Consider the following 24,724-nt stretch of genomic DNA (forward strand, 5'->3'; position numbering starts at 1 on the left):
CTTCAGTGCTCGTTCGACGCGCGCGACAGCAGTTCGTCGCGCTGCGCGTGCAACGTCGCGGGCAGTTCGGCGTAGAGCGAATCGAACATCGCCTGCGGCGGTTCCGGGGTCATCGCCAGATAGGCCTGCGCCACCGCGTCGGCTTTGGCCGCGGCCTGTGCATCGAGTTGTTCTTCGTCGCTGGCGGTCCACAGACCTTGCGTCGTCAGGTAGGTACGCAGGCGCAGGATGGGGCAGCGCTTCCACGCGGCGCTCAGCTCTTCTTCGGAACGGTAGCGCCGTGCGTCGTCGGCGGTGGTGTGATCGTGCAGGCGATAGGTCTGGGCCTCGACCAGTCTGGGGCCCTGTCCCAGCCGCGCGGCGTCCAGCGCCGTGTGCAGAACCTGTCGCGCAGCAACCACGTCGTTGCCGTCGACCTGCTCGCCTGGCATGCCGGCGGCGATGGCTTTCTGGGCCAGAGTTTCAGCGTGGGTCTGGCGCGATCGCGGCACCGAGATCGCCCACTGGTTGTTCACTGCCACGAAGACCAAGGGCAGCTTCCACACCTGTGCGGCGTTGAGAGCCTCGTAGAAATCCCCGCGCGAAGTGGCGCCGTCGCCGCAGCTTGCGAGCACCGCGCCCGGGCGCTTTTGCAGCTTCATCGCATAGGCGACACCCACCGCCTGCGGAATCTGGGTAGAGATCGGCACGCAGAACGGGAAATCGCGATGCGCGGGCGTATCCGCCGGAAAGTCCATGGAGCGCTCGTCGCCAGCCCAGTACAGGAACGTGGATTCCGGCGGCACGCCGCGCAGGAACTGCGCCGCGTAATCGCGGTAGGACGGAATCAGCACGTCTTCGTCGCGCAAGGCCAGACCGATGGCGGTGCCTACCGCCTCCTGGCCCAGACCGGAGGCGTAGGTGCCGAGCTGACCGGTGCGCTGCAGGCTCACTGCCTTGCGGTCGATGGCGCGCGTTTCCACCATCACGGTGTACATCCGCCGCAGTTGATCGGCGTCCTGAGCAAACGCCGGCAGCGGTGCGAGTGCACGTCCTTCGGCATCGAGGTAGCGCGTGAGCCGGACCTCGAACGTCGCGACGATCTGGTCGGCCAAGGGAGAGGGGCGGTTCATCGAATTCACCTTGCGCTTCGCGTGGGCCGAAGATAGCACCGGTGTTTCCCAGCGGCGGCCTTCAGCTGGCGGTTGGCGATCCGCCCTACCACTTCAAGGAAAAATTCCAGTGCAGCGAGCTTTCCGGCGATTGCGACTGCAGCAGGGGCTCGGTCCAGCTCAGGTTCAGGCCCATGTCGGCCCGCGACGTGGCCAGGGTGTTTTCGATCCAGCGTTTGAAACCCAGGCCCAGGCCGATCTGGTTGCGGTGCGTGTCGAAGCCATCTGCGACCAGGAACCACAACGGGTCCGGTGCATGTGCGACGGATGCCGACAGACTCATCTGACGCAACTGCCGGGTCACCCGGGTTTCGGCCGACCATTGCGTGTGCGGGGTTATCGCGCCGGCGTCGCCAAGGCGGCGCAGCCGCAGGATGGCAGTGGCCTGGTAGGCACCGACGGGCCGCGCGTGGGACAGGTTCAGTTCGTAGGCCAGGGGCAATGCGGCCGCGACTGCCAAGGGGTCGTCGGCTTCGGGTTCCAGCATCGTCACTTGCAGGGCGCTCAGGTTGGCGCGCCCCTGTCGGTTCCAGGCCGCGCTCCAGGCGTTTACCGGCAACTCGGCGAAACCACGATCCGGCGCGACGACGGCGCATTCGCGTGCGGAGACTTCCAGGGTCTGCGGCTTGCGCGCCCCTTGCTCGGTTAGCGGCAGGCGCATCACCCCGTCGAGATTGCACACCAAAGTATGGGTCAGCACGGTGCCGCTCTGCTGCCAGTTGAGGCCGAACGCGAGTTTGGACGGCGCCCACGACAGTTTGGCGACGCGGCTTTCGCTGGGCACGGTGCCTTGAGGGGTGACCTGACCCAGGTAGCGGTCCTCCAGGTCGATCTGCAGTGGGGTGGCCGAAAAAAACAGCGGCAGGCGCGCGCCCAGCCCGTGACCGATGGTTTCCTGGCCCAGGGCCACGCCGGGCGGGGCTTCGGCGCCCGGCTCGATCGGCGTGAATGCGGTGCTGCGGTTCAGTGCGTAGCGCGCGTGGTAGCCGAACAGTTGCTGCGGACCATCGAAACGCAGTGCCCCGTGCACCAGCGAGATGCCGCCGTCCTCCCGCCATAGCGCGCTGTCCATCTCCAGCCGCAGAGCTTGTCCCAGTCCGCTCCAGGCCGCCGGATTGGAAGAGGTTGGCGTGCGCAGGGTCGCGCAGCCTGCGCAGACCAGGCTCGATAACAGTGCACCTGCGATCGCGCCTGCGCTTTGGTTCATCACTCCCTTTCTGCAGGTGAATGTTGGCGAACGCAGGATCGGACCTGCGCTGCGCCGAAAAAGTGCCCGACGATGGCGTCCTTCGTGCGGAACAAATTTCGTGCCGGTGAAGGGCCCGCCGGGAAGGTCGCTGGCAGCAGGTAGAATGCCGCGATGCGGAATCCCTACGAGTTGTTTGCCGGCCTGCGCTACACCCGGGCCAAGCGGCGCAATCACTTCATTTCCTTCATCTCCGGGGCCTCGATGGTCGGCATTGCCATCGGCGTGACGGCGCTGATCACGGTGCTGTCGGTGATGAACGGGTTCGAACAAGAACTTCGCGAACGCATCCTGGGGATGGCCAGTCACGCCACCATCTCGGCCTACCGCGGGCAGCTTGCGGACTGGCGCCACGTGGCCGACCAGGCACGCATCAACCCGGAGATCGAGGCGGTGGCGCCCTACATCGAGGGCGAAGGCATGCTGCGCATCGGCCAGGACCTTTCCGGGACCCTGCTGCGCGGCATCCTGCCGGAGCAGGAGATTGCGGTGTCGGACATCGGCGATCACATCAAGAGCGGTTCGCTGGAATCGCTGCGGCCCGGTACCTACAACATCGTGCTCGGTTGGGAGTTGGCGCAGACCCTGGGTGTGGCGCCGGGCGACAAGATCGATCTGATGATCCCTGTAGCCAGCATCACGCCCGCCGGCGTGTTGCCGCGTTTCCGCAGATTCACGGTGTCCGGCGTGTTCCGCGTGGGCATGTACGAATTCGATCGCGGGCTGGTACTGATTCACCTGGCCGATGCCCAGGCGCTGTACCGCATGGGCGACGGCGTGACCGGCGTGCGTCTCAAGCTCGACGACATGTTTCGCGCACCGTTGGTGGCGCGCGAACTGGCCGAGACGCTCGACGGCGTCTACTACGTCAACGACTGGACGCGCAGCCATGCCAATTTCTTCCGCGCAGTGGCGACCGAGAAGATCGTGATGTTCATCATCCTGTCGCTGATCGTGGCGGTGGCGGCATTCAACATCGTGTCGACCCTGGTGATGGTGGTGCAGGACAAGCAGGCGGACATCGCCATTCTGCGCACCCTGGGTGCGCGACCGAGGTCGATCATGGCGATCTTCATGGTGCAAGGCTCCATCATCGGCATCATCGGTACGCTGCTTGGCGTGATCGGCGGTGTGGCCCTGGCGCTGAACGTGGAAACCCTGGTGCCGCTGATCGAAGCTGCGACCGGGCAGCAGTTCTTGTCGCCGGACGTCTACTACATCACCGATCTGCCGTCGGAGTTGAAGGCGGCCGATGTGGTCCGCATCGCCGCCCTGTCGTTGGCGCTGGGACTCCTGTCCACGTTGTATCCCGCATGGCGCGCGTCGCGGCTGCAACCCGCGGAAGCGCTTCGCTATGAGTGAGGCCAACATGGAGCGGCCGCTGGCCGTCGGTAGCGGTGCAGAAACCGAGGTGACGGGCACGGCCCGCCCCACGGTCGTCCGCGCCTCCGGGCTGTCGAAAACCTTCGACGATGGCCGCCTGAATCTCACCGTGTTTCAAGGCGTCAGCCTGGAGGTGTGCAAGGGCGAGCGGATCGCCATCGTCGGCGCCTCGGGCTCCGGCAAATCCACCTTACTGCACCTGCTAGGCGGGCTGGACTCGCCCACCAGCGGCGAGATCTGGGTGCAGGGTGCGCAGATGTCGAAGCTGTCGGACGCCGCGCGCGGCGATCTGCGCAACCGCGCGCTGGGCTTCATCTACCAGTTCCATCACCTGCTGCCGGAGTTCACCGCGTTGGAGAACGTGGCCATGCCGCTGCTGATCCGCCGGGTTGCGCGGGCAGAGGCCTACGAGCGTTCGCGCGCGCTGCTCGATCGCGTCGGGCTGGGTGCACGCCTGCGGCACAAGCCGGGCGAGCTCTCCGGCGGCGAACGTCAGCGTGCGGCGGTCGCGCGGGCACTGGTCACGCGCCCGGCCTGCGTGCTGGCCGACGAACCCACCGGTAATCTCGACGGCCACACTGCTGCGCGGGTGTTCGAGTTGATGCTGGAGCTCAACCGTGAACTCGGGACCAGCCTGGTCGTGGTCACACACGACCTGAATCTGGCGGCGCGCATGGAGCGCGTGATGAGCTTGCAGGAAGGGCATCTGGTCGAGGGGGCTGCAGCGGGCTGAGTCGTTTGCCTGCGCAGGCGAGCCGTTGTGGCGCGCTTGCCGGGTGCAGGGCGATCTTGCATTCGACCGGTCGGGTTGCGACGCATAGCAACGGCGGTGGGATCGGCGGAGCGGGCGTGATGGAAAACGAGATCCCGGCACGGCAGACCGGGCTGCACCGCGCAGGCCAGGATTTGCGCGTGCTCGCTGCTGCACTGGCAACGGGGGTGCTCGGGGTTCACGCGATGCCCGCGTTGCCGCCGCCGAGTGCGCTGCTGTTGCTGGCGCTGCCGGCACTGCTGCCCTGGCGCGGGCGGTCGATCTGGGGTGCGGCGACGCTCGGGGTGCTGTGCGCGACGTGGACCGGTCAGCGCTACCTGGAACAACGCTGGCCAGCGCCCATGCACGGCAGCCAGATGACCGTGCCGGGGCATATCGTCAGCCTGCCGGAGCGTGTTCCCGGCGGCATCGCGGGCGAACCATCGGCGCAGCGTTTCGAGTTCCGGCCGCTTGACGAAAGCCTGCCGCAGAAAATTCGTGCGTCCTGGTACCGGGGCGCGCAAGCCGTGCGCGGCGGCGAATGCTGGACCTTGCAGCTGCGTTTGCGCACGCCGCGCGGTTCGTTCAATCCCGGTACTTTCGACTACGAGGGCTGGCTGTACCGCAACGGCGTCACCGCGGTTGCCACCGTGCGGTCCGGACGTCGCTGCGAACAGTTGCGTTGGTTGCCGATCCTGCGAGCGCGTCAGGCCTTGATGGACCGCTACGATTTGTGGCTCGCCGATCATCCCGGCAAGGCCATGGTGGCGGCGCTGAGCGTGGGTGAGGACGCGGGTTTTTCCGACCGCGATTGGGAAGTCTTCCGCCGCACCGGCACCAGTCATCTGGTCGCCATCTCCGGCTTCAACGTGGCGATTCTCGCCGGCCTGGCTTTTCTCGTGCTGCGCTGGACCTGGCCGTTGTCGCGACGGCTGAGCGCACGGCTGCCGGCGCAGAAGGCGGCCATGATTGGCGCGGCGCTGGCCGGGTTGGCGTATGGCTTGCTAGCGGGTTGGGAGTCGCCGGCGCAACGTGCGGCGTTGATGCTGGCGCTGTTGCTGCTGGCCGCGATGCCGGATCGTCGCGGCGCGCCTTCGCGCGTGCTGGCGCTGGCCCTGATGCTCATGCTGTTGGCGGCGCCGGCCGCGGTGCTGAGTCCAGGACTGTGGTTGTCGTTTGGTGCCGTCGCCGCGATCTTCTACTGCGTGACCGGACGTCTGGCAACGGCGCCGGTGTGGCGCTCCGCGCTGTCGCTGCAGCTGATGTTGAGTGTGCTGCTGGCGCCGCTGACCCTGTATTTTTTCCAGGGCGCGGCCTGGCTAGGCCTGCCGGTGAATCTGGTGGCGGTCCCGGTGATGACCGTGCTCACCCCACTGGTGATCGCGGCCATCGGCGTCGCCTTGGCGATCCCGGACCTTGGCGTGCCATTGCTGGGCTGGATCGCCGAGCTGCTGCATTGGCTGCAGCTTGGTCTGGCCTGGATCGCGCAGCACGCGCCGGCAGCGTGGATTCCGGCCAGTCCGCCGGCGAGCGCGCTGCTGTTGGCCTTGTTCGGCGGGCTGCTGATCTTCGCGCCGCGCGGGGTGCCGCTGCGGGCCTTGGGCGCGCTCTGTCTGGTTCCCCTGTTGTGGCCGCCCCGCGTCGACGTCCGACCGCCTTTCGAACTGGTCGCGCTGGACGTGGGGCAGGGACTGTCGGTGTTGGTGCGCACGTCGAATCACGCCCTGCTGTACGACGCCGGCCCGGCTTTTCCGGGTGGCTTCGACGCCGGCGCGTCGGTGGTTGTGCCGTACGTGCTCAGGCAGGGCCTGGGGCGCATCGATCAGCTGTTGCTTTCACACGGCGACCGCGATCATGCCGGTGGCGTCGCGGCAGTGCGCGCCAAACTGCCCATCGGCGCCGAACGCGGCACTGTGCCGGACAATGCCTGCTCCGATGGCCAGGCCTGGGAATGGGACGGCGTCGCGTTCGAAGTGCTGCACCCGAACGAGCAGCAGTGGTCCAGCAATAACCGCTCCTGCGTGCTGCGCATCATGGCGCCGGGCATGACGGTCCTGCTGGCGGGAGACATCGAGCGCGCCGCGGAGGCGCGGCTGCTGCGCGATCACGGTGATCGCCTCAAGGCCGATATATTGGTAGTGCCTCATCACGGTAGCCGCACTTCATCGACGCCGGCATTCGTAAACGCCGTAGCCCCGGCGGTGGCGATCTTCGGTGCCGCCTGGCGCAGCCATTACGGTCACCCTCATCCGCAGGTGCATTCGCGCTATCGGGCCCTGAATGCGGATCTGCGTGTGACCGGGGTCGACGGCGCGGTGAGCGTCTGGCGCGAGCCGCAAGGCTTGCGTCTGCGGTCCTGGCGCCTGCAAGCGCCGCGCTTCTGGAGCGCGCCGGCGCAGCCATAAATGTGCGATCAGCCCGCAGCCCGAATCGTGCGCAATACGTTGTCCACGAACCGCTCGGCGTCGCGCATGCTGCTACCCATCAAGTCATGGCGCAGGCGTTCCTTGCCTTGAACGGTTTTGACCACGACCTCTTCGGTGGTGCCCAGGCCCGAGAAGTTCACCGTCACGTCGCTGGGCGTGGGGCGGGCAAGGTTCTCGCGCAGGCGCGCGCTCGCCGGTGACTGGCCCAGCCCAGCCTCTCGCCGACGCGCATCGTTGGTGTTGTGAGAACGATCGAACACCGTCGCGTTGGGGAAGTAAGCCTTGGCTTCGGTGCAGAACATGCTCAGCAGTTGCCCGCTTCCTTGGACTTCCAGGGTGAACTTGCGGCGTCGGTTCATGGCAAGCCTGCGAGGTGGCGGCAGTGACGGTCAAGTATAGAGTCCGGCGGCTGCGCTTCTGCGGGAGGAGTAGACGGCGATGGTGATGTCGGTCACGTCGGCACCGGCAGGTGGACCACCCGGTCGCCGATCGGACGCCCACTTCGCAGCCGGTCGTCATCACCGACGCGAGAGGAACGAAGTGGGAGGTTTTGCCGAAGGTGGCAAACGTAACGCCCGCCGGAGGGGCGGGCTTCACGTTGCAAAGGATTGGCGTTCCCACGGGGATTCGAACCCCGGTCGCCTCCGTGAAAGGGATAATTTTAGGGGTCCTCTGGACATCTTCGGACGTTGCTAAACTGTTGATGCGAAAAGGTGTGATAGGCTTTTTGTACGGAGACGACCGAGGCTGTCCAGCCCGGTTTATTCCGGAAAACTCCGGAAGTTCCGGAAAACGGAAGCCTGCAGATGCCACGCGCCCCCCGAAATTCTCGCCTCGCGACTGCTGAAGCGCGGTCGAATCTGTCGACTCAGAAAGAGCCCTACTGGCACCAGATCATAGAAGGCACATTCCTAGGCCTGGCCAAAGGCAAGCGCGGCAGTGCCTGGGTTGTGCGGCAGCGAGTGGGGACCGGCTACAAGTCCCGCAAGGTCGGTCACCCCGACGACAAGCTTGCTGCGGACGGCGACGTGGTGCTGAGCCACAAGCAGGCGGTCGCGGTCGCGCACAAGATCGCGCAGGGTGCGGAGCCGGCCACCCGGGGGCACTACGGCGACGGACTGACGCTTAACGAAATAGTCGACCAGTACCTGCAACACCGGATGCTGCACCCCGGTGGACGAACAGGCCGCGTCATGAGCAAGGCATCGGCCGACATGACGCGCGGTCTTTGGGCGCGTAACGGGGCGGGGTCCGTCGGCCAAGTCCCCGCGGCCCGTCTGAACGCGGCAGCGCTTCGAAAATGGCACGCCGGCATCGTGGCCAGTCCGCCCACTAAGCGCGGGCGCGTCACTCAATATGACGGCGCAGACCCCACGCAAAGAGCGTCGCGACAAGCGTCCGCCAATCGAATCCTGACCATCTGCAAAGCAGCGCTGGAACACGCGCGGGTGTCTGGCCTCACCCCCGAAACCGCGCCCGATTTTTGGCGCCGGGTGAAGCCGTTCAAGATCGATGAAGGCGCCGAACAAGCCCCGAGGATGCTAGAGCCGGGCGAAATTACGCGGCTGTTGAACGCGGCCGCACCGGACATACGCGAGCTGCTGAAGGCCGGGCTGATGACCGGTGCAAGGTACGGCGAGCTTGTCAGCATGCGGGTTGCTGACTACTCGGACGAATCTGGAACGGTCCGAATTGCGCAGAGCAAGACGGGCAAAGTGCTGCGCCAGCCGCTGACCGACGAAGGCCGCGCGTACTTTGACCGAATGACCGCGGGGCGGGACCCGCGCGAACTTATTTTGCAGCGCTCGGACGGGCGCCCGTGGGGAAAATCTGACGCCCGGCGCCCCGTGATGCTTGCGGCAAAAACGGCGGCCCTGGCTGACGTAAGTTTCAAAGCTACACGCGCCACGTACGGGAAGCTGTTGCTACTGGCGACACTGAATATCGAGCTGGTCGCGAAAGCCCTAGGGCACTCAGATTCCCGCATCACCCGGAAGCATTACGCACAGTTCCTGCCGAGCGAACTAGCCAGCGGGATCGCCAACATGCGCGCGCTCGGTATCGAGGCCAAGACTGCCAAGGTCAGCAATCTGCGATAGACCGCGAAAGCCGGCGCGCGGACCTTTCGCCGGCAGCTTTGGGGGCAATACCGATGGAAGCTTCACCAGACCAGCAAACCGTCCTGGACATGGCCGACAGCGCGATAAAGGCGTTAATGTGTGCCGTCGATAGTCCGCAATCCGAAAGCTTGGCAGCGGCAGATGTTTACGGCGCCCTGGCCGCAGTGCGGGCCTTGCTCGCCAGCGCCCGGCAGTAAACAGTGAAGGGCTCGCCTAAAGGGCACCAACCGGAGCACCCCTTTTTCGTGCTGACGCAGACCGCGGGCCTGCCAGAAAAATCCGGCACCTGGGATGCCGCGGTTCGCTCCCGCGGTGGCGATCCAAAGTCAGCGCAGCAGAAATTTTTCGACCGTATGCAGGCAAACCCGCTGCAAATGGAAAACTTGCGTCGCGCGGCGGAACAACGCAGAAAGCACAAGGCCGCGCGGGCCAAGGGCGTCTGCGATTCTCGGGAGCTGCAAAAACTACGACGCGACAGCGCACTGCGCGATAGCGCAATCGCAATCGTGGACGCGCTGGCCGGCGGGCTCGCAGTTCCGGCGGCCCTGCTCGCCGACTTCGAATATGTCGTGAGGCTTGCCCTAGAGTCGCCAGACGAATACGCGGCCGCCGCGAAGCTTGGCCCCGCAAACGGGCGCCCGCGCAAAGGCGGACCATTTGATCCCGATGCAATCAAGGCCGCCATCGTCGACGAAATGCCCTCGACTCTCACGCGCGCCTTCGAGGTCCACCTCCGCGCTGATGAAAAGATTCCTTGGGAGAACGGCCAACGGGCTGATGGCACCGCCCCGCGAAACGCATTCGAGGCGGCGGCCGCGCTTTGGAGCGACCGTCACCTTGGCGCGCCGATCACCGCGGGGGCCATGCGGGGCGCATGGCAGCGCATGAAGGCTTTGCGCAAAAGCAGCCAAAGAAAGGGCGAATAGCCGCGCGAGGCACGGGAACAAAAGCGATCCGACTTTCTGTGCCCGCGAGCAGCCACGGGGCTTTGCACTGAGGCAAGCGGACCGGCGGCAGCGGTTGAGGTTCGCGGTGCGCTGGGTCGCTTGATATTCCTGGTCTAGCTGCAACACGCAGTGACATTCCACAGGACGGCCCAGCATGCAGTTCGACCAGCTTCCCGCCGACGCCCGAGTCCGCATTCCAGATGCCCTCGCGGTCACCGGCTTCAGTCGCAGCACTTTCTATAGCCTCGCGAAAGCCGGCCGGGTGCCCCCCGTGGTCAAGCTGGCCGGCGGCCGATCAAGCGGCGTGATTGTGGGCGAATTACGCAAGTACCTAACCGATTCAGAGGGTTACCGCGCGCCAAGTCCAACCGGCGCAGCCTGATGTTTTATCGCGATTGCCTGGCAGATTCCGAAACCATGGCCCGCGCACTGTTCGCGGCCGCCAACGACTGCCGCAAGGCGTCGGCATCGCATCAACCTTTCCAGTGCATCGCAGACGACCTGCGGGCGCTCGGTTCCCGCATGGCCGGGCTACGCGCCGAACGGCCACCCGCGCCGGCCAGCTTGTTCGCGGCGCTCCAGACCGCATTGCGAACCGCGCCCCCGGATACAGCCCAAGGGCTGCGCGACGTTACCGAGCTGCTCCGCCGGTTGGCCGCCGAAGCCCACATGCTGGCCGAAGCCCAAGGTGCCAAAGCGCCAGCGGGGGGCGCGTGAGTTTTTGCCAAGCGGCGCTCGCGCTCGCCGACCGCGGCTTTTATGTGTTCCCGTTGTTGCCCGGATCGAAGCTGCCGGCAATCGACAATTTCGCCGACCGCGCCACCCGCGACCACGGGCAGATTCAAGCCTGGTGGGTGGATGATGTCCTGGGTTGGGAGCACGACTACAACGTCGGCATATCCACGTCGACCTTCGGCGACGATGGCGAAAGCCTTTGCGTGGTCGACGAAGACAATAAAAACGGCAAGTGCGGGGCCGAATCGCTATTGCGCTTAGAGCTTGAAGGCCTGGAGCTGCCCGCGACGACCGAACAGCGCACGCCGACGGGTGGCGCGCATCACGTCATGCGCACGTCGACGCCGGTTGCGAATTCTGTAGGCAAGCTCGGCAGTGGCCTGGACGTGCGAGGCCGCGGCGGTTTCATTGTGGGCGCAGGATCGGTAGTGCCCGCCGGCCGCTACACCATCAACGAACTACCCCCGGCGCCAGCGCCCGCAGAACTGATTCTGCGGTGCGGCATTTCGAAGGAACGCGCAGAGCTGCCCGACGGTGCGGCGCCCACGGTCGACGAAGACCGCGCCGGTGAGCGCTTCGCGGAGTGGCTGAAGACGGCGCCGCGCAGCGTCAAGGGCGATGGCGGTGACGCCTGCGCGTTCAACACCGCGTGCAAAGGCCGCGACTTCGGTTGCAGCGCGTCTACCGCGCTCGACCTCATGCTCAGTGAGGCTTGGGACGACGGTTGCGGTTGGACCGCGGACCGCCTGCAGGAAAAGGTCGCGCACGCTTTCAAGTACGCCAAGGGCGCGGCTGGAAACGCTTCGGCCGAAGTGCAGTTCGGCAACGTAACGCCAAGCGTCCCGGAGCCGATAGCACCCGCCACGCTCACCCGCGAGCCGGGCGCGGTTTCCGACTTTGGTTTGGCCTGCATCGCAACCGCGAAGATCGGCGCCGCCGCGCGCTATTGCGACCAGCGGGCGGCCTGGTTCTTGTGGGATGGTCAGCGCTACGCCCTCGACACGACCCGCGCGGTTTCCGACCTGGTGCGCGGCATCTGCCACCTCGAGGCCGCCCGCCAGCGCGATGCGATGCTTCGCGCCGATCCGAACCGACCAGCCCGCGCAGACGGCGCTGCAGCGCGTATCCGATCACGCCGGACAGTGGCCGACGTGGAAACACTGCTTAAAGCGGATCGCACGCACGCGGTAAGCCTGGCCGCGTTCGACGCAGACCCTTGGACACTGAACACGCGCGCCGGCCTGGTCGACCTACAGACCGGCGCGGTGCGGCCACACGACCCGTCGGCGCTGTGCAGCAAGATCGCCGCGGCGGGCATCGGCGATAGATGCCCAACGTGGCTCGCGTTCCTATACGACGCCACTGGCGGAGATGCGGAGCTGATCGGCTACCTGCAGAAGCTCGCCGGCTACGCCACGACCGGGTCGACCCGCGAGCATCTCGTTCACTTCATCTATGGGACTGGAGGCACCGGGAAAACCACGTTTCTGGAAACCATCGCGGAAGTATTCGGCGACTACGCGCAGACGGCCGACATGGCGCTGTTCACGTTGTCCGCCAACGACCAGCACCCTACCGGGCTCGCCTCGCTGATGGGCGCCCGCCTGGTGATTGCCAGCGAAACTGAGCAAGGCGCGCGCTGGCATGAGTCCCGCATCAAGGCGGTGTCGGGGGGCGACCGCATCGCAGCGCGATACATGCGGGGCGACTTCTTTGAATTCGTCCCAACGTGCAAGCTGGTATTCGCCGGCAACCATCGCCCGCACGTCCGAAACGTCGAGGATGGTTTGCGTCGTCGATTACGCCTAATTCCCTTCGAGCGGAAGCCCGCCAAGCCTGACCCGGAACTGCGCTTGAAGCTGCGGGCCGAATCCGACGGGATACTCGGATGGGTTCTCGAAGGCGCGGCGATGTGGCAGCGCGACGGCCTGCAGGCGATGCCCGCGGCGATCCGTGAAGCCACGAAGGACTATTTTGCCGACGAAGACGATATAGGCCGATGGCTGGATCAGGAATGCGCGAGCGCTACCCGGGACGCCTTCACAGAGTCGAACCTGATGTTCCACGCCTATTCCGGATGGGCGCAGGCGAACGGCGGATATGTTGGGTCGCTGAAGAGGTTCGCCGCGGACCTCGCCCGGCGCGGATTTGAAAAAGCACTGCATCCGACCACGCGCCGCAGCGGCTTTCGCGGACTGACGCTGCGGAATGACCACGGCGCAGGCTTCCCGGCGGGTGTCTCATGACCACGGGCGAAGCTTTCCGAAGGCCCCCCCGCGTCAGAATAGTTGCCGCCTTGATAGGACCATCCCTGGGGGCGTCAATGAAGGTAGAACGTGGCTCGATACGGACAAGGATTCAAGGACCGCGCGGTAGCGCGGCTGTTGCCGCCTGAAAGCGCGGCGGTGGAAGACGTGGCGTTAGCAGTGGGAGTGGGTGCCCAGACCTTGCAGCGTTGGCGAGAGCAGACGCAGTCCGGGCCGGTGAAGGCTCGGACGTGGACCGCGGGATCGCGTCTGGAGGCGGTGATTGCAACAGCACCGATGGCCGAAGCGGATCGGAGTGTGTGGTGCCGGGAACAGGGTGTATTTCCGACGGAGTTGGAGAAGTGGCGGGCCAGCGCAACGGCCGCACTGGCGGAACCCGAAGAAGCCCGTGCCAGTCCGCAGGCGACGCGACAGGACCGCAAGCGCATCAAGGAGCTGGAGCGCGACCTGCTGCGCAAGGACCGGGCGCTGGCGGAGACGGCGGCTCTGCTGGTCCTTTCAAAAAAACTCGCGGCGATCTTCAACAAGGCAGAGGACGAATGATCGACCTCGAAGATCGCCAACGCCTGGCCCACAACATTCAAATCGCCCAGGGTGCCGGTGCCCGGCTGCACGCCGCGTGCGACACCGCGGGCATCGACACCCGCACCCTGCAGCGCTGGAGAGCGTGCGGGGGGCTCGTGGACGGCGATGGAAGGCCCCAGGCCGTCCGACCCACACCGGCGCATGCCCTGAGCCTGGCCGAGCGTGCCGAGCTCTTGCGCGTGGCTAATGAGCCGCGCTTTGAGGCCGTGCCGCCAGCGCGCATCGTGCCGATGCTGGCCGACGAAGGCGTGTACCTAGCCAGCGAGTCCAGCTTCGCGCGTGTGCTGCGAGCACATGGCCAAGCCACTCACCGTGGACGCGCCCGCGAGCCGCACACGGTACGCCCACCGACCACCCACATCGCCACTGCACCGCGCCAGGTGTGGTGCTGGGACATGACCTATCTGCCGGCCACGGTGCTGGGACGCTGGTATCACCTCTACCTGATTCTCGACCTCTACAGCCGCAAGATCGTCGGCTGGGAGGTCCATGACCGCGACCATGCCGATCACGCAGCGCATCTGGTGCGGCGCACCGCCCTGGCAGAGGGCATTGCGGCCCTGGTGAACAAGCCCGTGCTGCACGGCGACAACGGCGCCACGCTCAAGGCCACCACGGTGCTGGCGATGCTGCACTGGCTCGGAGTGAAGCCCTCCTACTCGCGGCCGCGGGTGAGCGACGACAACGCCTACGCGGAATCGCTCTTCCGCACCGCCAAGTACCGGCCCGAGTTTCCGGCCAGAGGATTCGAAGACCTGGCGGCAGCGCGCGCCTGGGCAGCCGGCTTCGTGCGCTGGTACAACATCGATCATCGCCACAGCGGCATCCGCTACGTCAGCCCGGCACAGCGCCACGACGGCAGCGATGGTCCGATCCTGGCGGCGCGCCACGCGCTCTACGCCCAAGCCCGCGAACGAAACCCTGCACGATGGTCAGGCGCAACGCGAAACTGGTCGCCGGTACTCGCCGTCACCCTCAACCCCGAACGCGACTGCGTCATCAACACCCACGTCGCCGAAACCTTTAAGCAACTCGCTGCATGAATGAGGCGGCAACTACCTTGACGCGCGCCGAGGCATCGAAGGCTTTTAGGCCATTCTCCTATAGCGCTCCCATGTGCGCGCGCGCGTAAAGACTTAATAGGGAAACGGGGTAAATCCCTTCGATGCCTTCGGAGACCTTCGACAAGGCCGTGCGCGTGGTCATCAAGCCGCGGGCCACCACGCGCAGCGCCTGCCCCGTTGACCCTGACCCCTATCGAGAACCCCCCGCATGAACCTACTACCGAAAAAAGCCCGAACCGTCGCAGAGCTGGCTGCGGCACTCGCGACCCTAGACGCGGAGATTGCCTCCGCGGATTCGGCATTGCCTGCACTGGAACACGCGCTAGATGAAGCGATGCTGGCCGGCGCTGGCGAGACTGCAGCGCTGACCGCAGTGCAAGACGCCAAAGCATCTCTGGCCGCCCTGCACACTCGCCGCGCAGCCTTGGAGCGCGCGCAAGCCGTCGCCGCGAGCCTGGAACATGCCGATACGTTGCAGGCTCGCGTGGACGCAGCCCGCGAGCTGGCCGCCACGCACGCGAAAGCCCTGGTCGCATACGACAAAGCAGCGCGCAACGTAGTGAGCGCAAGCGCAGAGATCACGCGCCTGGAAGCGGCCTTGCGGTCCGCTCAGAAGGCAATCGAAAACATGGGCGGCGAACCTGTCGGTTGGAAAAGCGCCGAGCACGTCGCCCAAGACTTGCACCTACCTTCATCTGATGCCGGTGAACTGCCCCACCTACAAGCCACCCCGCGTTTCGATGGACGCCTGCACGCCCTCGCAGATCAGTTAGCAGTGAGCCGCGGCCAAAGCGTGCGTGTCGCCGCCGCAGCGCTTGGCCTGTTTCGAAAGCAGTAGGCCGCGACCCTTACCCGTTGTTCCTATTCGCCCGACAAAAACGAATAGGTAAATCGGGCTTGGGTCCTCCCCTGGTGCTCCGAAAGGCGCGAGGACGGAGACCCCCGGTTTCGTGTGTTTTTCGGCGGGCGCAAATATCCGCCGGCCATGGAGAGAGAGAGTTGAGATGAGAGCCAAGAAAGCAAAAGAGCTGCCGGCAGAACCAACCGAAGACGTATTCATCAGTTTGCGCACTGCCGCAACCATCACCGGCCATGACCGCGATTACATTCGAAAGCGCTTGCGCGAAACCGACACCGGCCCGACCTGGCGCGGGCGCAATCGCGTCTGGTCCCTGCGCGAGATATGGCTAGCAGTTGGACCGCCTTCGCACGCTGCGGCAGCGGGCAACCCGGACGACCTCAAGCCCACTGACCGTTCCGCGTGGTATCACGGGGAAAACGTCCGGCTCGCGGTAGCGCGTCGCGAAGCTGGTCTGATTCCCGCGGCGGAGTTCGCAGCGGTGAACGCGCGGGTCGCTTCACTCATGAACCGCATGATCGACACCGCGCTGGCGGGCATGCCGGACTGCGGCTGCACTCCGCAGATGGTCGAAACAGCGCGCCGATATTTGGCGCCCGCACGCAAGACCCTGGAGGAATTCGCCCGTGGCTGATCGTGTCGTAGCACTCAAGATCACGGCGGACTCGAAAGAGGCCAGCCGCGCCGGCCAGTCGCTGGTCAATACGTTCTCGAAAGTCGCGCAGGACGTAAGCCGCGACATCGCGCGTATCAACAAGCTAGGCGGCCTGCGCGAAAGCGCCGTATCCGCTGGCGCGCAGCTTGATCGCCTACGCACGAAGATGCGCGACGTGGCTGGTTCAATCGTCAGCGCCAATCAGGCCGGCGGCCAGCTAGCGACGCTGCGCCAGTTGCTGACACTCCGCGAGAAGATCGCGGCCGCCGAACAGAAAGCCGCAGCTTCGCGGTTCGTACCCGCGGCCGGTGGATCGGACGTGCTGTCGGCGGCGCCGACCAGACGCCAAGCCGCAGAGCTGCAGAAACTCACCACGGCCGCGCAGAAATCCGAAGCGAGCCTGGCAGCGCTCGCGGCCCGGGAGCGTGAGCTATCAGCCACGCTGCGCGATGCGGGCGTCGACTTGGGCAATGTCAACGCAGAGCAGCAGCGCTTGGCCATGGGCGCCGCGCAGATTCGCCCGCTGTCTGGCGCCTACAAGGAACTGACCTCACAAGTACGCGGCGCAGAGAGCGCATTGCGTAGTAGCGTTACCCAAGCCGGACGCCTGCAGGCCGCTTTGCGTGCCGACGGCGTGTCTACTGCACCCGGTGCCGCCGCGAGCCTGACAGCCGTCAGCAGGGCGACCGCTGCGGCCCGTGCGCAGTCAGCCGCGCAGGCGCAGGCCTTGTTCTCGGGTATCGCCGAAGCGGCGCGCGCTCAGGCATCCGCGCCGGGCGCCTTGGGCGTGCGGTCATTCCGCGAGATACAAGGCGAGATCGCGACCGTTCGGCAAGCGCTGGCGGTCTATCGCCGACTACGCGCCGAAGGTGCCATAACCTTCAACGAAATGGCCGGGGCGTCGTCCGCAGCCCGCGCCCGGATCAGCGCACTGAAAGCCGAACTAGGGATTCTCTGATTTACCTCTCGAAGTTGCACGCTGTTTGCGTTTCAATCTGGAACGGACAGACGGATGACTTTGATGAAGCAACAGAGCCTGGGCAGTGGATTTGAGAAGTACGCGCGCACGACCAAGCGGGCGCGCTTCCTGGAGCAGATGGACTCGGTGATGCCGTGGTCCTCGCTGTGCGAGGTGATCGAGCCGTATTACTTCAAGGATACCGGCAGCGGCGGACGGCCACCGATAGCACTGGAGCGGATGCTGCGGATCTACTTTCTGCAGCAGTGGTTCGATCTGTCGGACCCGGCGGCCGAGGAGGCCTTGTACGACTCGGCGTCGATGCGCCGTTTTGCGGGGATTGACCTGGGCCTGGAGGCGCCGCCGGACGAAACCACGATCTGCAAGTTCCGCCACCTGCTGGAGCGCAACACCCTGGGCAAGCCGCTGTTTGACCAGGTCCAGCGCTACCTTCAGGAGCAGGGCTTCAAGATCAGCAAAGGGACGATCGTGGATGCCACGATCATTGGCGCGCCGAGTTCGACCAAGAATCAGCAACAGCAGCGCGATCCCGAGATGCACCAGACCAAGAAAGGCAACCAGTGGTACTTCGGCATGAAGGCGCACGTGGGTGTCGACAGCCGGACCCGGCTGATTCATTCGGTACAAGCCACGGCGGCGAACGTGGCCGACTGCCGGGTATTGCCGGAACTGCTGCACGGCCAGGAGACGCGGGTGTGGGGTGATCAGGCGTATCGCGGTCAGGGCAGCGTCATTCGTGAGAAGGCCCCGCAGGCGCTGGATTTCACCAACCGGCGCTACCGTCTCAAGGGCGTCATCGACGAATCAGAGCGGGCGAAGAACCGGACCAAGTCCAAGGTGCGCGCCAAGGTCGAGCACGTCTTTGCGGTGATCAAGCTGCGCTTCGGTTTTACCAAGGTCCGCTACCGCGGTCTGGCGAAGAACCTGCACCGGCTGCAGGTGACCTGCGCGCTGGCCAACCTGTACCTGGCGCGCGCTCAATTGATGAAGCTGCAGCAGGCGTAATCCGCCTGCTGCACAGCGATTGAGGCCGAAAGGCCAAGAAACGAGGCATCCGAGGCGATCCAAGCACCCATAATTCGGATTTCTTATCGGCTTGGGGCGCCAGTCACCAGGTAAATCAGAGAATCCCTAGGCGGCGTGCTGACGCGGCTGAATTCGATCAGGGCGGCCGCTGGTGGCTTGGGCGGCATGGGCGCTGGCATCACGGGCGGAATTGGACTGCCGGGGCTGGCGGGTGGTGCCGTGGCCGCCTACGCGGGCGCCGACTTTCTCCGCGGCTCAGTGGATACCGCGCTGCAGTTCGAAGCGATCGAGCGCGCACTAAAAGCCGTCACCGGATCGTCCACCGGTGCCGAGGAAGCCTTGCGCTTCATCCGCGCCGAAGCCGAGCGCTTGGGCTTGCCGCTGCTGACATCCGCCGACGGGTTCAAGCGCCTGGCCGCATCCGCCAAGGACAGCGGGACGGATTTTCAGACGGTCAAGAACCTTTACACCGCGCTGTCTGAGTCGGCCGCGGCGCTGGCGCTCGATCAGAACCAATTGCAGCGCATTTTCCTGGCCTTCGGACAGATGATGTCCAAGGGCAAGGTGCAAGCCGAAGAACTGCGCGGTCAGTTGGGCGAATCGCTACCCGGCGCGTTCTCCCTGGCGGCGAAAGCCATGGACGTGACGACTGGCGAACTGGACAAGATGTTGGAGCGCGGCGAGCTGACCGCAGAGATGCTCATCACGCGCTTGATTCCGGTACTACGGCAAGAGTTCGGCGCCGCGGCAAGCGAGGCCACCGGCAGCGCGCTGGCGAGCTTCAACCGCCTGCAGACGGCGCTGACGGAATTGAAATTGGAATTCGCGGAGTCCGGTCTACTCGACGACCTGTCGGATTCGGCCGGCCTGCTGACGGAGAAATTCAAGGACCCGGAGTTCGTCAATTCAATTCGCACGCTGGGTCAGACCGTGGGGAGCCTGGCGGCATTCATGGCAGAGCACGGCGGCACCCTGTTGCGCATCGTGGTTGGCCTGCAGACGGCGAAGCTCGGGGCCGGCATCGGGACCGCACTAGGCGCACTCGGTGGCCCCGGTGGCGCGGTGATAGGCCGGGTGGCGGGTGCGGCCATCGGGGGTATCGGTGGATACGCGGCGGCTGGCCAGTTCGGCAGCGGCGACGGCGACACTGGCGAGCGTGCGATGCCGCCGCGCGAACGCATCGCCCTACTGCAGCAGGAAGCCGCAAAGCTCGCTGAACATTTCGCGTACCTCAAAGCCATAGGGCAAGAGCAAACCGTTTACGGGCAACAGGCCTTGGCCGGCATCAAGCAGCGCGCCGACGAAATGCGCAAGCTACTCGGCATCCGCGAAGAACTGGACGCGCCAACGAAACCGGGCGCGGCCAGTGGCAGCGGCAGCGAGACCGGCGCGCAAGCCGCGATCAAGCATCAGCAGGACGCAGCGGCGCACTTCGCGCAGATGGTCGACGCTGAAGACCAGCGGCTGCGCGAGCAAGCCGAATTGCGCAGACGCCTGCACCTGGACAACCTGCGCGCCGAACAGGGCGACTCCGCGGCCGCGCTGGCCGAACTGCGCGACGAATACGACGCCCATATCGCCAAGCTCGGAGACAGTGCCGACGGCGCCGACCTAGTCAACCGATGGTTCGACCGCAGCGAGGCGGCCATTGCGCTGGCCGACATCCGCAGCAATGCCGAGCGCGAACTACAGGCGATCCAAGACCGCATCGCGGCCCGTGATCGCCGCAGCGAGTTTGCCGACCCGGCAGAACGGCGCCGACTGCAGGACGCCAACGCCCTGGACGCCATGGCGTCGTCCGGCATCATCGGCGCGGCATCGGCGCAGGGTGCGCCCTTCGGCGGGAGCAACGACGCAGCTTTTGGCGACTTCATACGGCGCAGCGGTGCCGCGGTGGACGACCTGGCGCGGTCAATCGAGCGGGCGACCGAAGGGCCGATGGATCAGATGTTCAGGGCCTGGCGGGATGGCACGCTGCAGATGGAACAGGCCGGCGCGCGCTGGGTTGAAGCGACTGTCGGCGGGATTGCGCAGATGGCCACGAAAGGGAAATTCGACTTTCGCAGCCTGGCCGACGCGATTATCGAAGACATCATCCGCGTGCAACTGCAGTCAATAGCCGCAAACCTGGCCGGTGGCGCAGCGGGGCAATTCATCGGCGGCCTGTTCGGGGGGCGCGCTGGCGCGGTCGACTTCGCCAACCAAGACCCGTTCGGGCCGGTGCAGTACAAGGCCGCTGGCGGGTATATCGCCGGCCCCGGTGGTCCGACCAGCGATTCAATCCTGGCGCGGCTGTCCAATGGTGAGTTCGTCATCAATGCCAAGGCGGTAAAGGCGTTCGGGCGCGACACCTTCGAGGCCTTGAACAAGGGGTTTACGCCGGGCGGCAGCGGCGCGCCGAAGTTCTCAAGCGGTGGCTATGTCGGCGGCGGGAGCGGCACGCGCACGACCTCAGCCGGGACCGTGGTTCAGATCATCAACCAATCCGGCGGACCGGTGCGGGAGGAAAGCCGACGCGCACCCGATGGGACAGAGCTGCGGCGCATCGTGATCGGTGCGGTACGCGAAGACGTGGCGCAGAACGGCCCGCTAAGTCGCACCCTGCAAAGGGCCTACGGGTTGCACAACAAGCCCGGGGTCCGCTGACAGTTCATGTAGCCCTGGCTTGCGCCGGGAGGGGATAAGGCGTGAGTGCCCCGATGGGATAAAACCACGTCAGCAGCGGGCTTGCCCAAAAACAGTTTTTTCTCCGGGGGGCTGACACTGTGCAACGCGGGGCGGGTCATTCCGCCCCGTTTTTGCGTTTGAGCGCTGCTGATTCGAGCGGGGGGACTATGACTCGATGGGGACAGTAAACACCCGGCAAACGGTCAGTTCAAGTCTGCCCGAGGTTCTTCTTTTGCCCGATTCTTGCCCATATAAAAACCGCCGTATCCTGCCAGCAGCGTGACGCCTAGGTGGCTGGCAATCTGCTTAGCTAGATCAACGTGGCCCATAACGATCAGCGTGAGGAACACCGCGATACTCGCCGCCACAGCTAGGACCCAACGCAGAGTTCCCCACTTGATTAAATCTAGCTCGTGGGTCCTTCCCGCAGTAGCATCCTCTTGCTGGGCTGCAATCGACTGCTTCGCTATCTCAAAGCTGTATTCGTCCTGTTTGGCCCCGCGGTTGAGTTCGCTGGAACGCAAGTCCATCTCTCGACCTTGAACGTCGAGAAACTTTTCGACCAGCGCGTCCCGGTTCTCCCTCCTAGCGGGAGTCCGGCCTTCAGCGCCGCTGCTGTCGGACAATGGGTGCTACCTCAAAAAGACGCCGATGACCGCGCAGCACGAATGTGCCAAAGCCCTTCTGGCCAAACCTGGGCGGCTGGAATAGAGCACCGCGGACGCTCATGGCATCCTCGGAGTGTCGCCGCATGTATTCGGAAGGGCTGATGGTTTCTTCATCAGACGGGAAGGCGTCCAGTACGACGCCGTAGCTGGATTCGCTCATATCAACCTCGCAGATCATGGATGGAACGCTTTGGGGAGCGCGACTTATCCAAGTCCTCCGAAGTCTTCGACCTTGTGCTTTGCCATTTGTTTTATCCCCTATGGATAAGTGAGTTCAACGGTTTACAGCGCATGATGGTCCTCATGCAGTTCCGATTATCAGGGCGACTAATCCCGCGTACAAGACCGCGGCGACACCTAAATGACGCCGCACGGCGGCTCGCGGGCGTCACAGTTTCGTCGCGAGGCGGCCGCTATCGCCTCGTGCGTGCTGTAGGGAGACGCTGCCGGCACGACATATTCCGGAGAAACTCCGGAAGTATTGGCTTCGAGGAGCGGAGAGTTTTCTAACTCTCTGAAAAATATGGCGTTCCCACGGGGATTCGAACCCCGGTCGCCTCCGTGAAAGGGAGGTGTCCTAGGCCTCTAGACGATGGGAACGAGGCGAACTCTCAACACTGCGCAGAAGCGTTCTGCGCGTGCCGGACGCCGTAGGATCGGCATCTCGGTAAACTTTGGTGGAGCTAGTCGGGATCGAACCGACGACCTCTTGCATGCCATGCAAGCGCTCTCCCAGCTGAGCTATAGCCCCTCGAAAGGCCGCGCAGTATAGCCAAGCGCTTTTCGCCTCACAACGGGCAGTGGCGAAATTTTCCTGCACTTTCCGATGTGGCGATCAGGGCGTCGTCGGACGGGTCCCCGAGGACTGCGGAACGATCCAGGCGCTGGCATCGCCAGGTCGCCACAGCAATTCGACGGCGATGCCGTATACCGATTCGATGTGCGGTGCGGTCAGCACGTCGGCCACTGCGCCGAAATGCGCCGGTTTCCCGTTGGCCAGCATCAGCACGGTATCGGCGTAGCGCATGGCCAGATTCAGATCGTGTACCACCATCACCACGCCGACATTCTGCTGCGCGAGTCTTCGCACGGCGCCGAGCACCTCATGCTGGTGCGCCAGATCCAGACTGGCGGTCGGTTCGTCCAGCAATAGCAGGCGTGCGCCTGCGATCAGCGGGTTCCAGATCTGCGCCACCACCCGAGCCAGCTGGACCCGAGCGCGTTCGCCGGCAGAGAGCTGGGTATAGATGCGATGGCGCAAGTTGGCGATGCCGGCAAGTTCCAGGGCTGCGCTGATCGCGGTAACCGTCGCGGCCGGCGCGTCGCCTGTCCATGGCATGCGCCCCAAGGCGACGACTTGTTCGACCCCGAAGCCGAAGCGCAGCGATTCGGTCTGGGGCAAGACCGCACGGGTCCTGGCCAGTTCGCGCGCAGGCCATTGCGACATCGGTCTGCCGAATAGCAGAACCTGGCCACCGCACGGCTGAATTTCCCCGGACAGGACTTTCAGCAAGGTGCTCTTGCCGGCGCCGTTGGGGCCCAGCACTGCCAGCACCTGGCCCGGTTGAAGTTGAAGATCCACGCTGGTCAGAACGGACCGGGCGCCCAGCATCACGCTTACGTCGCTGGCGAGCAGCATCACCAGGCCTCTATGCGGCCGCGCAGGCGGACCAGCAGGGCCAGGAAGAACGGCCCGCCGATCAAGGCGGTGAGTATGCCGACCGGGATCTCCGCCGGACTCAATACCGTTCGGGAGGCCAGGTCGGCGAGTACCAGCAGGGTGGCGCCGCCGAAGGCGGAGGCGGGCAGAATCAAGCGGTGATCCGGGCCCAGCAGCAGTCTCAGCAGGTGCGGAACGATCAAGCCCACGAAGCCGATGAGACCGGCCAGCGCCACGCACAGCGCCACGGCGAGCACGACCAGGAGCAGTATCCGGCGTTTGAAATTTTCCACCTCCACGCCGAGGTGGCCGGCCTCGGATTCGCCGAGCAGCAGGGCATTGAGTGCCGGGGCCTCGCGCGGTAGCCACAGCACGATCGCCAGCAGGATGGGTCCGCAGATCACCAGTTCGGTCCAGCCCGCCTTGCCCAGTGAGCCGAACAACCAGAACCAGGCGTTGCGCAGCGCCGCCTCGTCCGCCCAAAGAACGAGCAGACCGATCCCGGCCCCGGCCACCGCATTGATCGCCAGCCCGGCCAGCAGCAGGGTCGCGGTGCGGGTTTCTCCGCGTTCGGAGGCCAAGCGTGCGGCGAGCCACGCGGCCAGTAGCCCGCCGCAAAACGCAGCAACGGGAACGGCGTAGGGAACGACGACTGCGGGCAGGGTCAGCATCGCGCCGGCAACCATCATCGTGACCGCGGCGAGCGCGCTGCCGCTGGCGACACCGACCAGGCCGGGGTCGGCGAGGGGGTTGCGAAACAGGCCCTGCATAGCGGCGCCGGCGGTGGCGAGTGCCGCCCCCACGATCAGCGCGAGCAAAGCCCGGGGAGCGCGCAAGTCCCAGACCAGGCTGGCCGTCAGGCTGTCTTGGTCGTCGCGCCAAGGCAGTAACAGGGCGCGAAATACGTCGACGACTTGCAGCGGGATCGGCCCGAATACGAGCGCGATCAGCGCCGCGCTCAAAGCGGCCAGCGCGAGCGCAAGCAGGATGGTGGTGTTGCGGGTGAGCAGGGGCGACGGCATCCGGTCATTGTGCCGTCAGGCGTCCGCCGGCTGCAGGCCGGACGGACCGGAACATCGCAGTGCTACTTGTTGAGGATGAGCTTGTCGTTGCGGGTCAGGCGCAGCCGGTATTCCTGTCCGTGGTGCTCGATGATGAGTTCGTGAGAGTCGCGGAACAGATCCTCGCTGCGCAGGCGCGGCTGTTGCACGCGCATCGGTGCGACTTTGGGACGGACCAGGCACAGGGTGGCGGTTTGCATCGGAATCTCCATCAGGGGCGGACGATTAGATGCAGATGTTAATTATTAGCAAATGAGAGTCAAGTGCATTTGAGTCTTGGAGGTGGTCGGTCGCAGGCGGATCTCCTGACCGGAGACTGCAGACGGCGCGGCGAATGGCTGCTGATATACTCCGCGGCCCGTTGCCCTTCGCGAAAGTGGCGGAATTGGTAGACGCCCGGGATTTAGGTTCCCGTGCCGCAAGGCGTGCGAGTTCGAGTCTCGCCTTTCGCACCAGCGCCGCCTGGCCCAGGGA

At 65.3% G+C, this 24,724-nt stretch carries 22 protein-coding genes and 3 tRNA genes; 15 read left to right on the top strand and 10 right to left on the bottom strand.

The annotated features are described in order from the left end of the window. Positions 1-2: 2 nt before the first annotated feature. Both pdhA and ACOOHP_RS03220 read right to left on the bottom strand, forming a co-directional pair. Positions 3-1,112 (bottom strand): pyruvate dehydrogenase (acetyl-transferring) E1 component subunit alpha, encoded by a 1,110-nt coding sequence (pdhA, locus tag ACOOHP_RS03215; protein ID WP_420465019.1) that lies wholly within the window; start codon positions 1,110-1,112, stop codon positions 3-5. A gap of 85 nt (positions 1,113-1,197) precedes the next feature. After that, a complete protein-coding gene (locus tag ACOOHP_RS03220) occupies positions 1,198-2,358 on the bottom strand; it encodes a hypothetical protein (protein ID WP_420465020.1) in 1,161 nt (386 codons plus the stop codon). Between the two features lie 153 nt (positions 2,359-2,511). Here ACOOHP_RS03220 and ACOOHP_RS03225 point away from each other — a divergent pair, with 153 nt between their 5' ends. From ACOOHP_RS03225 to ACOOHP_RS03235, 3 genes are all read left to right on the top strand, one after another. Beyond that, positions 2,512-3,759 (top strand): lipoprotein-releasing ABC transporter permease subunit, encoded by a 1,248-nt coding sequence (locus ACOOHP_RS03225; RefSeq protein ID WP_420465021.1) that lies wholly within the window; start codon positions 2,512-2,514, stop codon positions 3,757-3,759. Beyond that, positions 3,752-4,513 carry a lipoprotein-releasing ABC transporter ATP-binding protein LolD gene (gene lolD, locus ACOOHP_RS03230; RefSeq protein ID WP_420465022.1) on the top strand — a complete coding sequence of 254 codons (762 nt, stop codon included), beginning with the start codon at positions 3,752-3,754 and terminating at the stop codon, positions 4,511-4,513. Before ACOOHP_RS03225 ends, lolD begins: the two co-directional genes overlap by 8 nt. A gap of 119 nt (positions 4,514-4,632) precedes the next feature. Beyond that, positions 4,633-6,936 carry a DNA internalization-related competence protein ComEC/Rec2 gene (locus ACOOHP_RS03235; protein ID WP_420465023.1) on the top strand — a complete coding sequence of 768 codons (2,304 nt, stop codon included), beginning with the start codon at positions 4,633-4,635 and terminating at the stop codon, positions 6,934-6,936. 8 nt (positions 6,937-6,944) lie between these two features. On the opposite strand, the gene ACOOHP_RS03240 is transcribed toward ACOOHP_RS03235, so the two are convergent. Further along, complete coding sequence (locus tag ACOOHP_RS03240; RefSeq protein WP_420465024.1) at positions 6,945-7,316, bottom strand: hypothetical protein; 372 nt, start codon at positions 7,314-7,316, stop codon at positions 6,945-6,947. A gap of 447 nt (positions 7,317-7,763) precedes the next feature. On the opposite strand from ACOOHP_RS03240, the gene ACOOHP_RS03245 reads away from it, so the two are divergent. The 11 genes from ACOOHP_RS03245 (at position 7,764) to ACOOHP_RS03295 (ending at position 20,840) form a co-directional block, all read left to right on the top strand. Next, on the top strand, positions 7,764-9,056 hold the full coding sequence (locus ACOOHP_RS03245; RefSeq protein ID WP_420465025.1) for a tyrosine-type recombinase/integrase: 1,293 nt from the start codon (positions 7,764-7,766) through the stop codon (positions 9,054-9,056). A 266-nt stretch (positions 9,057-9,322) separates the two neighbouring features. Beyond that, complete coding sequence (locus ACOOHP_RS03250) at positions 9,323-10,003, top strand: hypothetical protein (protein WP_420465026.1); 681 nt, start codon at positions 9,323-9,325, stop codon at positions 10,001-10,003. Between the two features lie 175 nt (positions 10,004-10,178). Then, positions 10,179-10,406, top strand: a complete 228-nt coding sequence (locus tag ACOOHP_RS03255) for a helix-turn-helix transcriptional regulator (RefSeq protein WP_420465027.1) — start codon at positions 10,179-10,181, stop codon at positions 10,404-10,406. A gap of 35 nt (positions 10,407-10,441) precedes the next feature. Continuing rightward, on the top strand, positions 10,442-10,741 hold the full coding sequence (locus ACOOHP_RS03260) for a hypothetical protein (protein ID WP_420465028.1): 300 nt from the start codon (positions 10,442-10,444) through the stop codon (positions 10,739-10,741). Next, positions 10,738-13,005: a phage/plasmid primase, P4 family gene (locus ACOOHP_RS03265; protein WP_420465029.1), complete on the top strand. Its 2,268-nt coding sequence runs from the start codon at positions 10,738-10,740 to the stop codon at positions 13,003-13,005. Before ACOOHP_RS03260 ends, ACOOHP_RS03265 begins: the two co-directional genes overlap by 4 nt. Before the next feature lie 90 nt (positions 13,006-13,095). Next, positions 13,096-14,654 (top strand): IS3 family transposase gene (locus ACOOHP_RS03270; RefSeq protein ID WP_420465030.1). Its coding sequence is split into 2 segments (ribosomal slippage): positions 13,096-13,534 and positions 13,534-14,654, totalling 1,560 coding nucleotides; the frame shifts between segments, so codons are not numbered across the junction. A 229-nt stretch (positions 14,655-14,883) separates the two neighbouring features. Then, on the top strand, positions 14,884-15,513 hold the full coding sequence (locus ACOOHP_RS03275) for a hypothetical protein (protein ID WP_420465031.1): 630 nt from the start codon (positions 14,884-14,886) through the stop codon (positions 15,511-15,513). A 166-nt stretch (positions 15,514-15,679) separates the two neighbouring features. Continuing rightward, positions 15,680-16,168, top strand: coding sequence for a DUF1441 family protein (locus ACOOHP_RS03280; RefSeq protein WP_420465032.1), 489 nt, complete (start codon positions 15,680-15,682; stop codon positions 16,166-16,168). A gap of 187 nt (positions 16,169-16,355) precedes the next feature. Beyond that, positions 16,356-17,147, top strand: coding sequence for a hypothetical protein (locus tag ACOOHP_RS03285; RefSeq protein WP_420465033.1), 792 nt, complete (start codon positions 16,356-16,358; stop codon positions 17,145-17,147). A 63-nt stretch (positions 17,148-17,210) separates the two neighbouring features. Further along, positions 17,211-18,173 carry an IS5 family transposase gene (locus ACOOHP_RS03290; RefSeq protein ID WP_420464632.1) on the top strand — a complete coding sequence of 321 codons (963 nt, stop codon included), beginning with the start codon at positions 17,211-17,213 and terminating at the stop codon, positions 18,171-18,173. Positions 18,174-18,413: 240 nt separating this feature from the next. Further along, entirely contained in the window at positions 18,414-20,840 is a 2,427-nt protein-coding gene (locus ACOOHP_RS03295) for a tape measure protein (RefSeq protein ID WP_420465034.1), read from the top strand. A gap of 224 nt (positions 20,841-21,064) precedes the next feature. On the opposite strand, the gene ACOOHP_RS03300 is transcribed toward ACOOHP_RS03295, so the two are convergent. The 7 genes from ACOOHP_RS03300 to hemP all read right to left on the bottom strand — a co-directional run bounded on the left by ACOOHP_RS03300 (position 21,065) and on the right by hemP (position 24,450). Further along, on the bottom strand, positions 21,065-21,385 hold the full coding sequence (locus tag ACOOHP_RS03300) for a hypothetical protein (RefSeq protein ID WP_420465035.1): 321 nt from the start codon (positions 21,383-21,385) through the stop codon (positions 21,065-21,067). A gap of 79 nt (positions 21,386-21,464) precedes the next feature. After that, positions 21,465-21,689: a hypothetical protein gene (locus tag ACOOHP_RS03305; RefSeq protein WP_420465036.1), complete on the bottom strand. Its 225-nt coding sequence runs from the start codon at positions 21,687-21,689 to the stop codon at positions 21,465-21,467. A 364-nt stretch (positions 21,690-22,053) separates the two neighbouring features. After that, a tRNA-Glu gene (locus tag ACOOHP_RS03310) sits at positions 22,054-22,129 on the bottom strand. 75 nt (positions 22,130-22,204) lie between these two features. Next, a tRNA-Ala gene (locus ACOOHP_RS03315) sits at positions 22,205-22,280 on the bottom strand. Positions 22,281-22,364: 84 nt separating this feature from the next. Further along, positions 22,365-23,168: a heme ABC transporter ATP-binding protein gene (locus ACOOHP_RS03320; RefSeq protein WP_420465037.1), complete on the bottom strand. Its 804-nt coding sequence runs from the start codon at positions 23,166-23,168 to the stop codon at positions 22,365-22,367. Further along, the gene (locus ACOOHP_RS03325) at positions 23,168-24,211 is read right to left on the bottom strand and encodes a FecCD family ABC transporter permease (RefSeq protein ID WP_420465038.1); all 1,044 of its coding nucleotides are present in this window, start codon (positions 24,209-24,211) and stop codon (positions 23,168-23,170) included. The genes ACOOHP_RS03320 and ACOOHP_RS03325 overlap by 1 nt, the downstream gene beginning before the upstream one ends. A gap of 62 nt (positions 24,212-24,273) precedes the next feature. Beyond that, positions 24,274-24,450 carry a hemin uptake protein HemP gene (gene hemP, locus ACOOHP_RS03330; protein ID WP_420465039.1) on the bottom strand — a complete coding sequence of 59 codons (177 nt, stop codon included), beginning with the start codon at positions 24,448-24,450 and terminating at the stop codon, positions 24,274-24,276. A gap of 170 nt (positions 24,451-24,620) precedes the next feature. Here hemP and ACOOHP_RS03335 point away from each other — a divergent pair. Continuing rightward, positions 24,621-24,705, top strand: a tRNA-Leu gene (locus tag ACOOHP_RS03335). Positions 24,706-24,724 lie beyond the last annotated feature (19 nt).

This window comes from Panacagrimonas sp. (assembly GCF_965216805.1).
Taxonomy (GTDB): Bacteria; Pseudomonadota; Gammaproteobacteria; order Nevskiales; family Nevskiaceae; genus Panacagrimonas.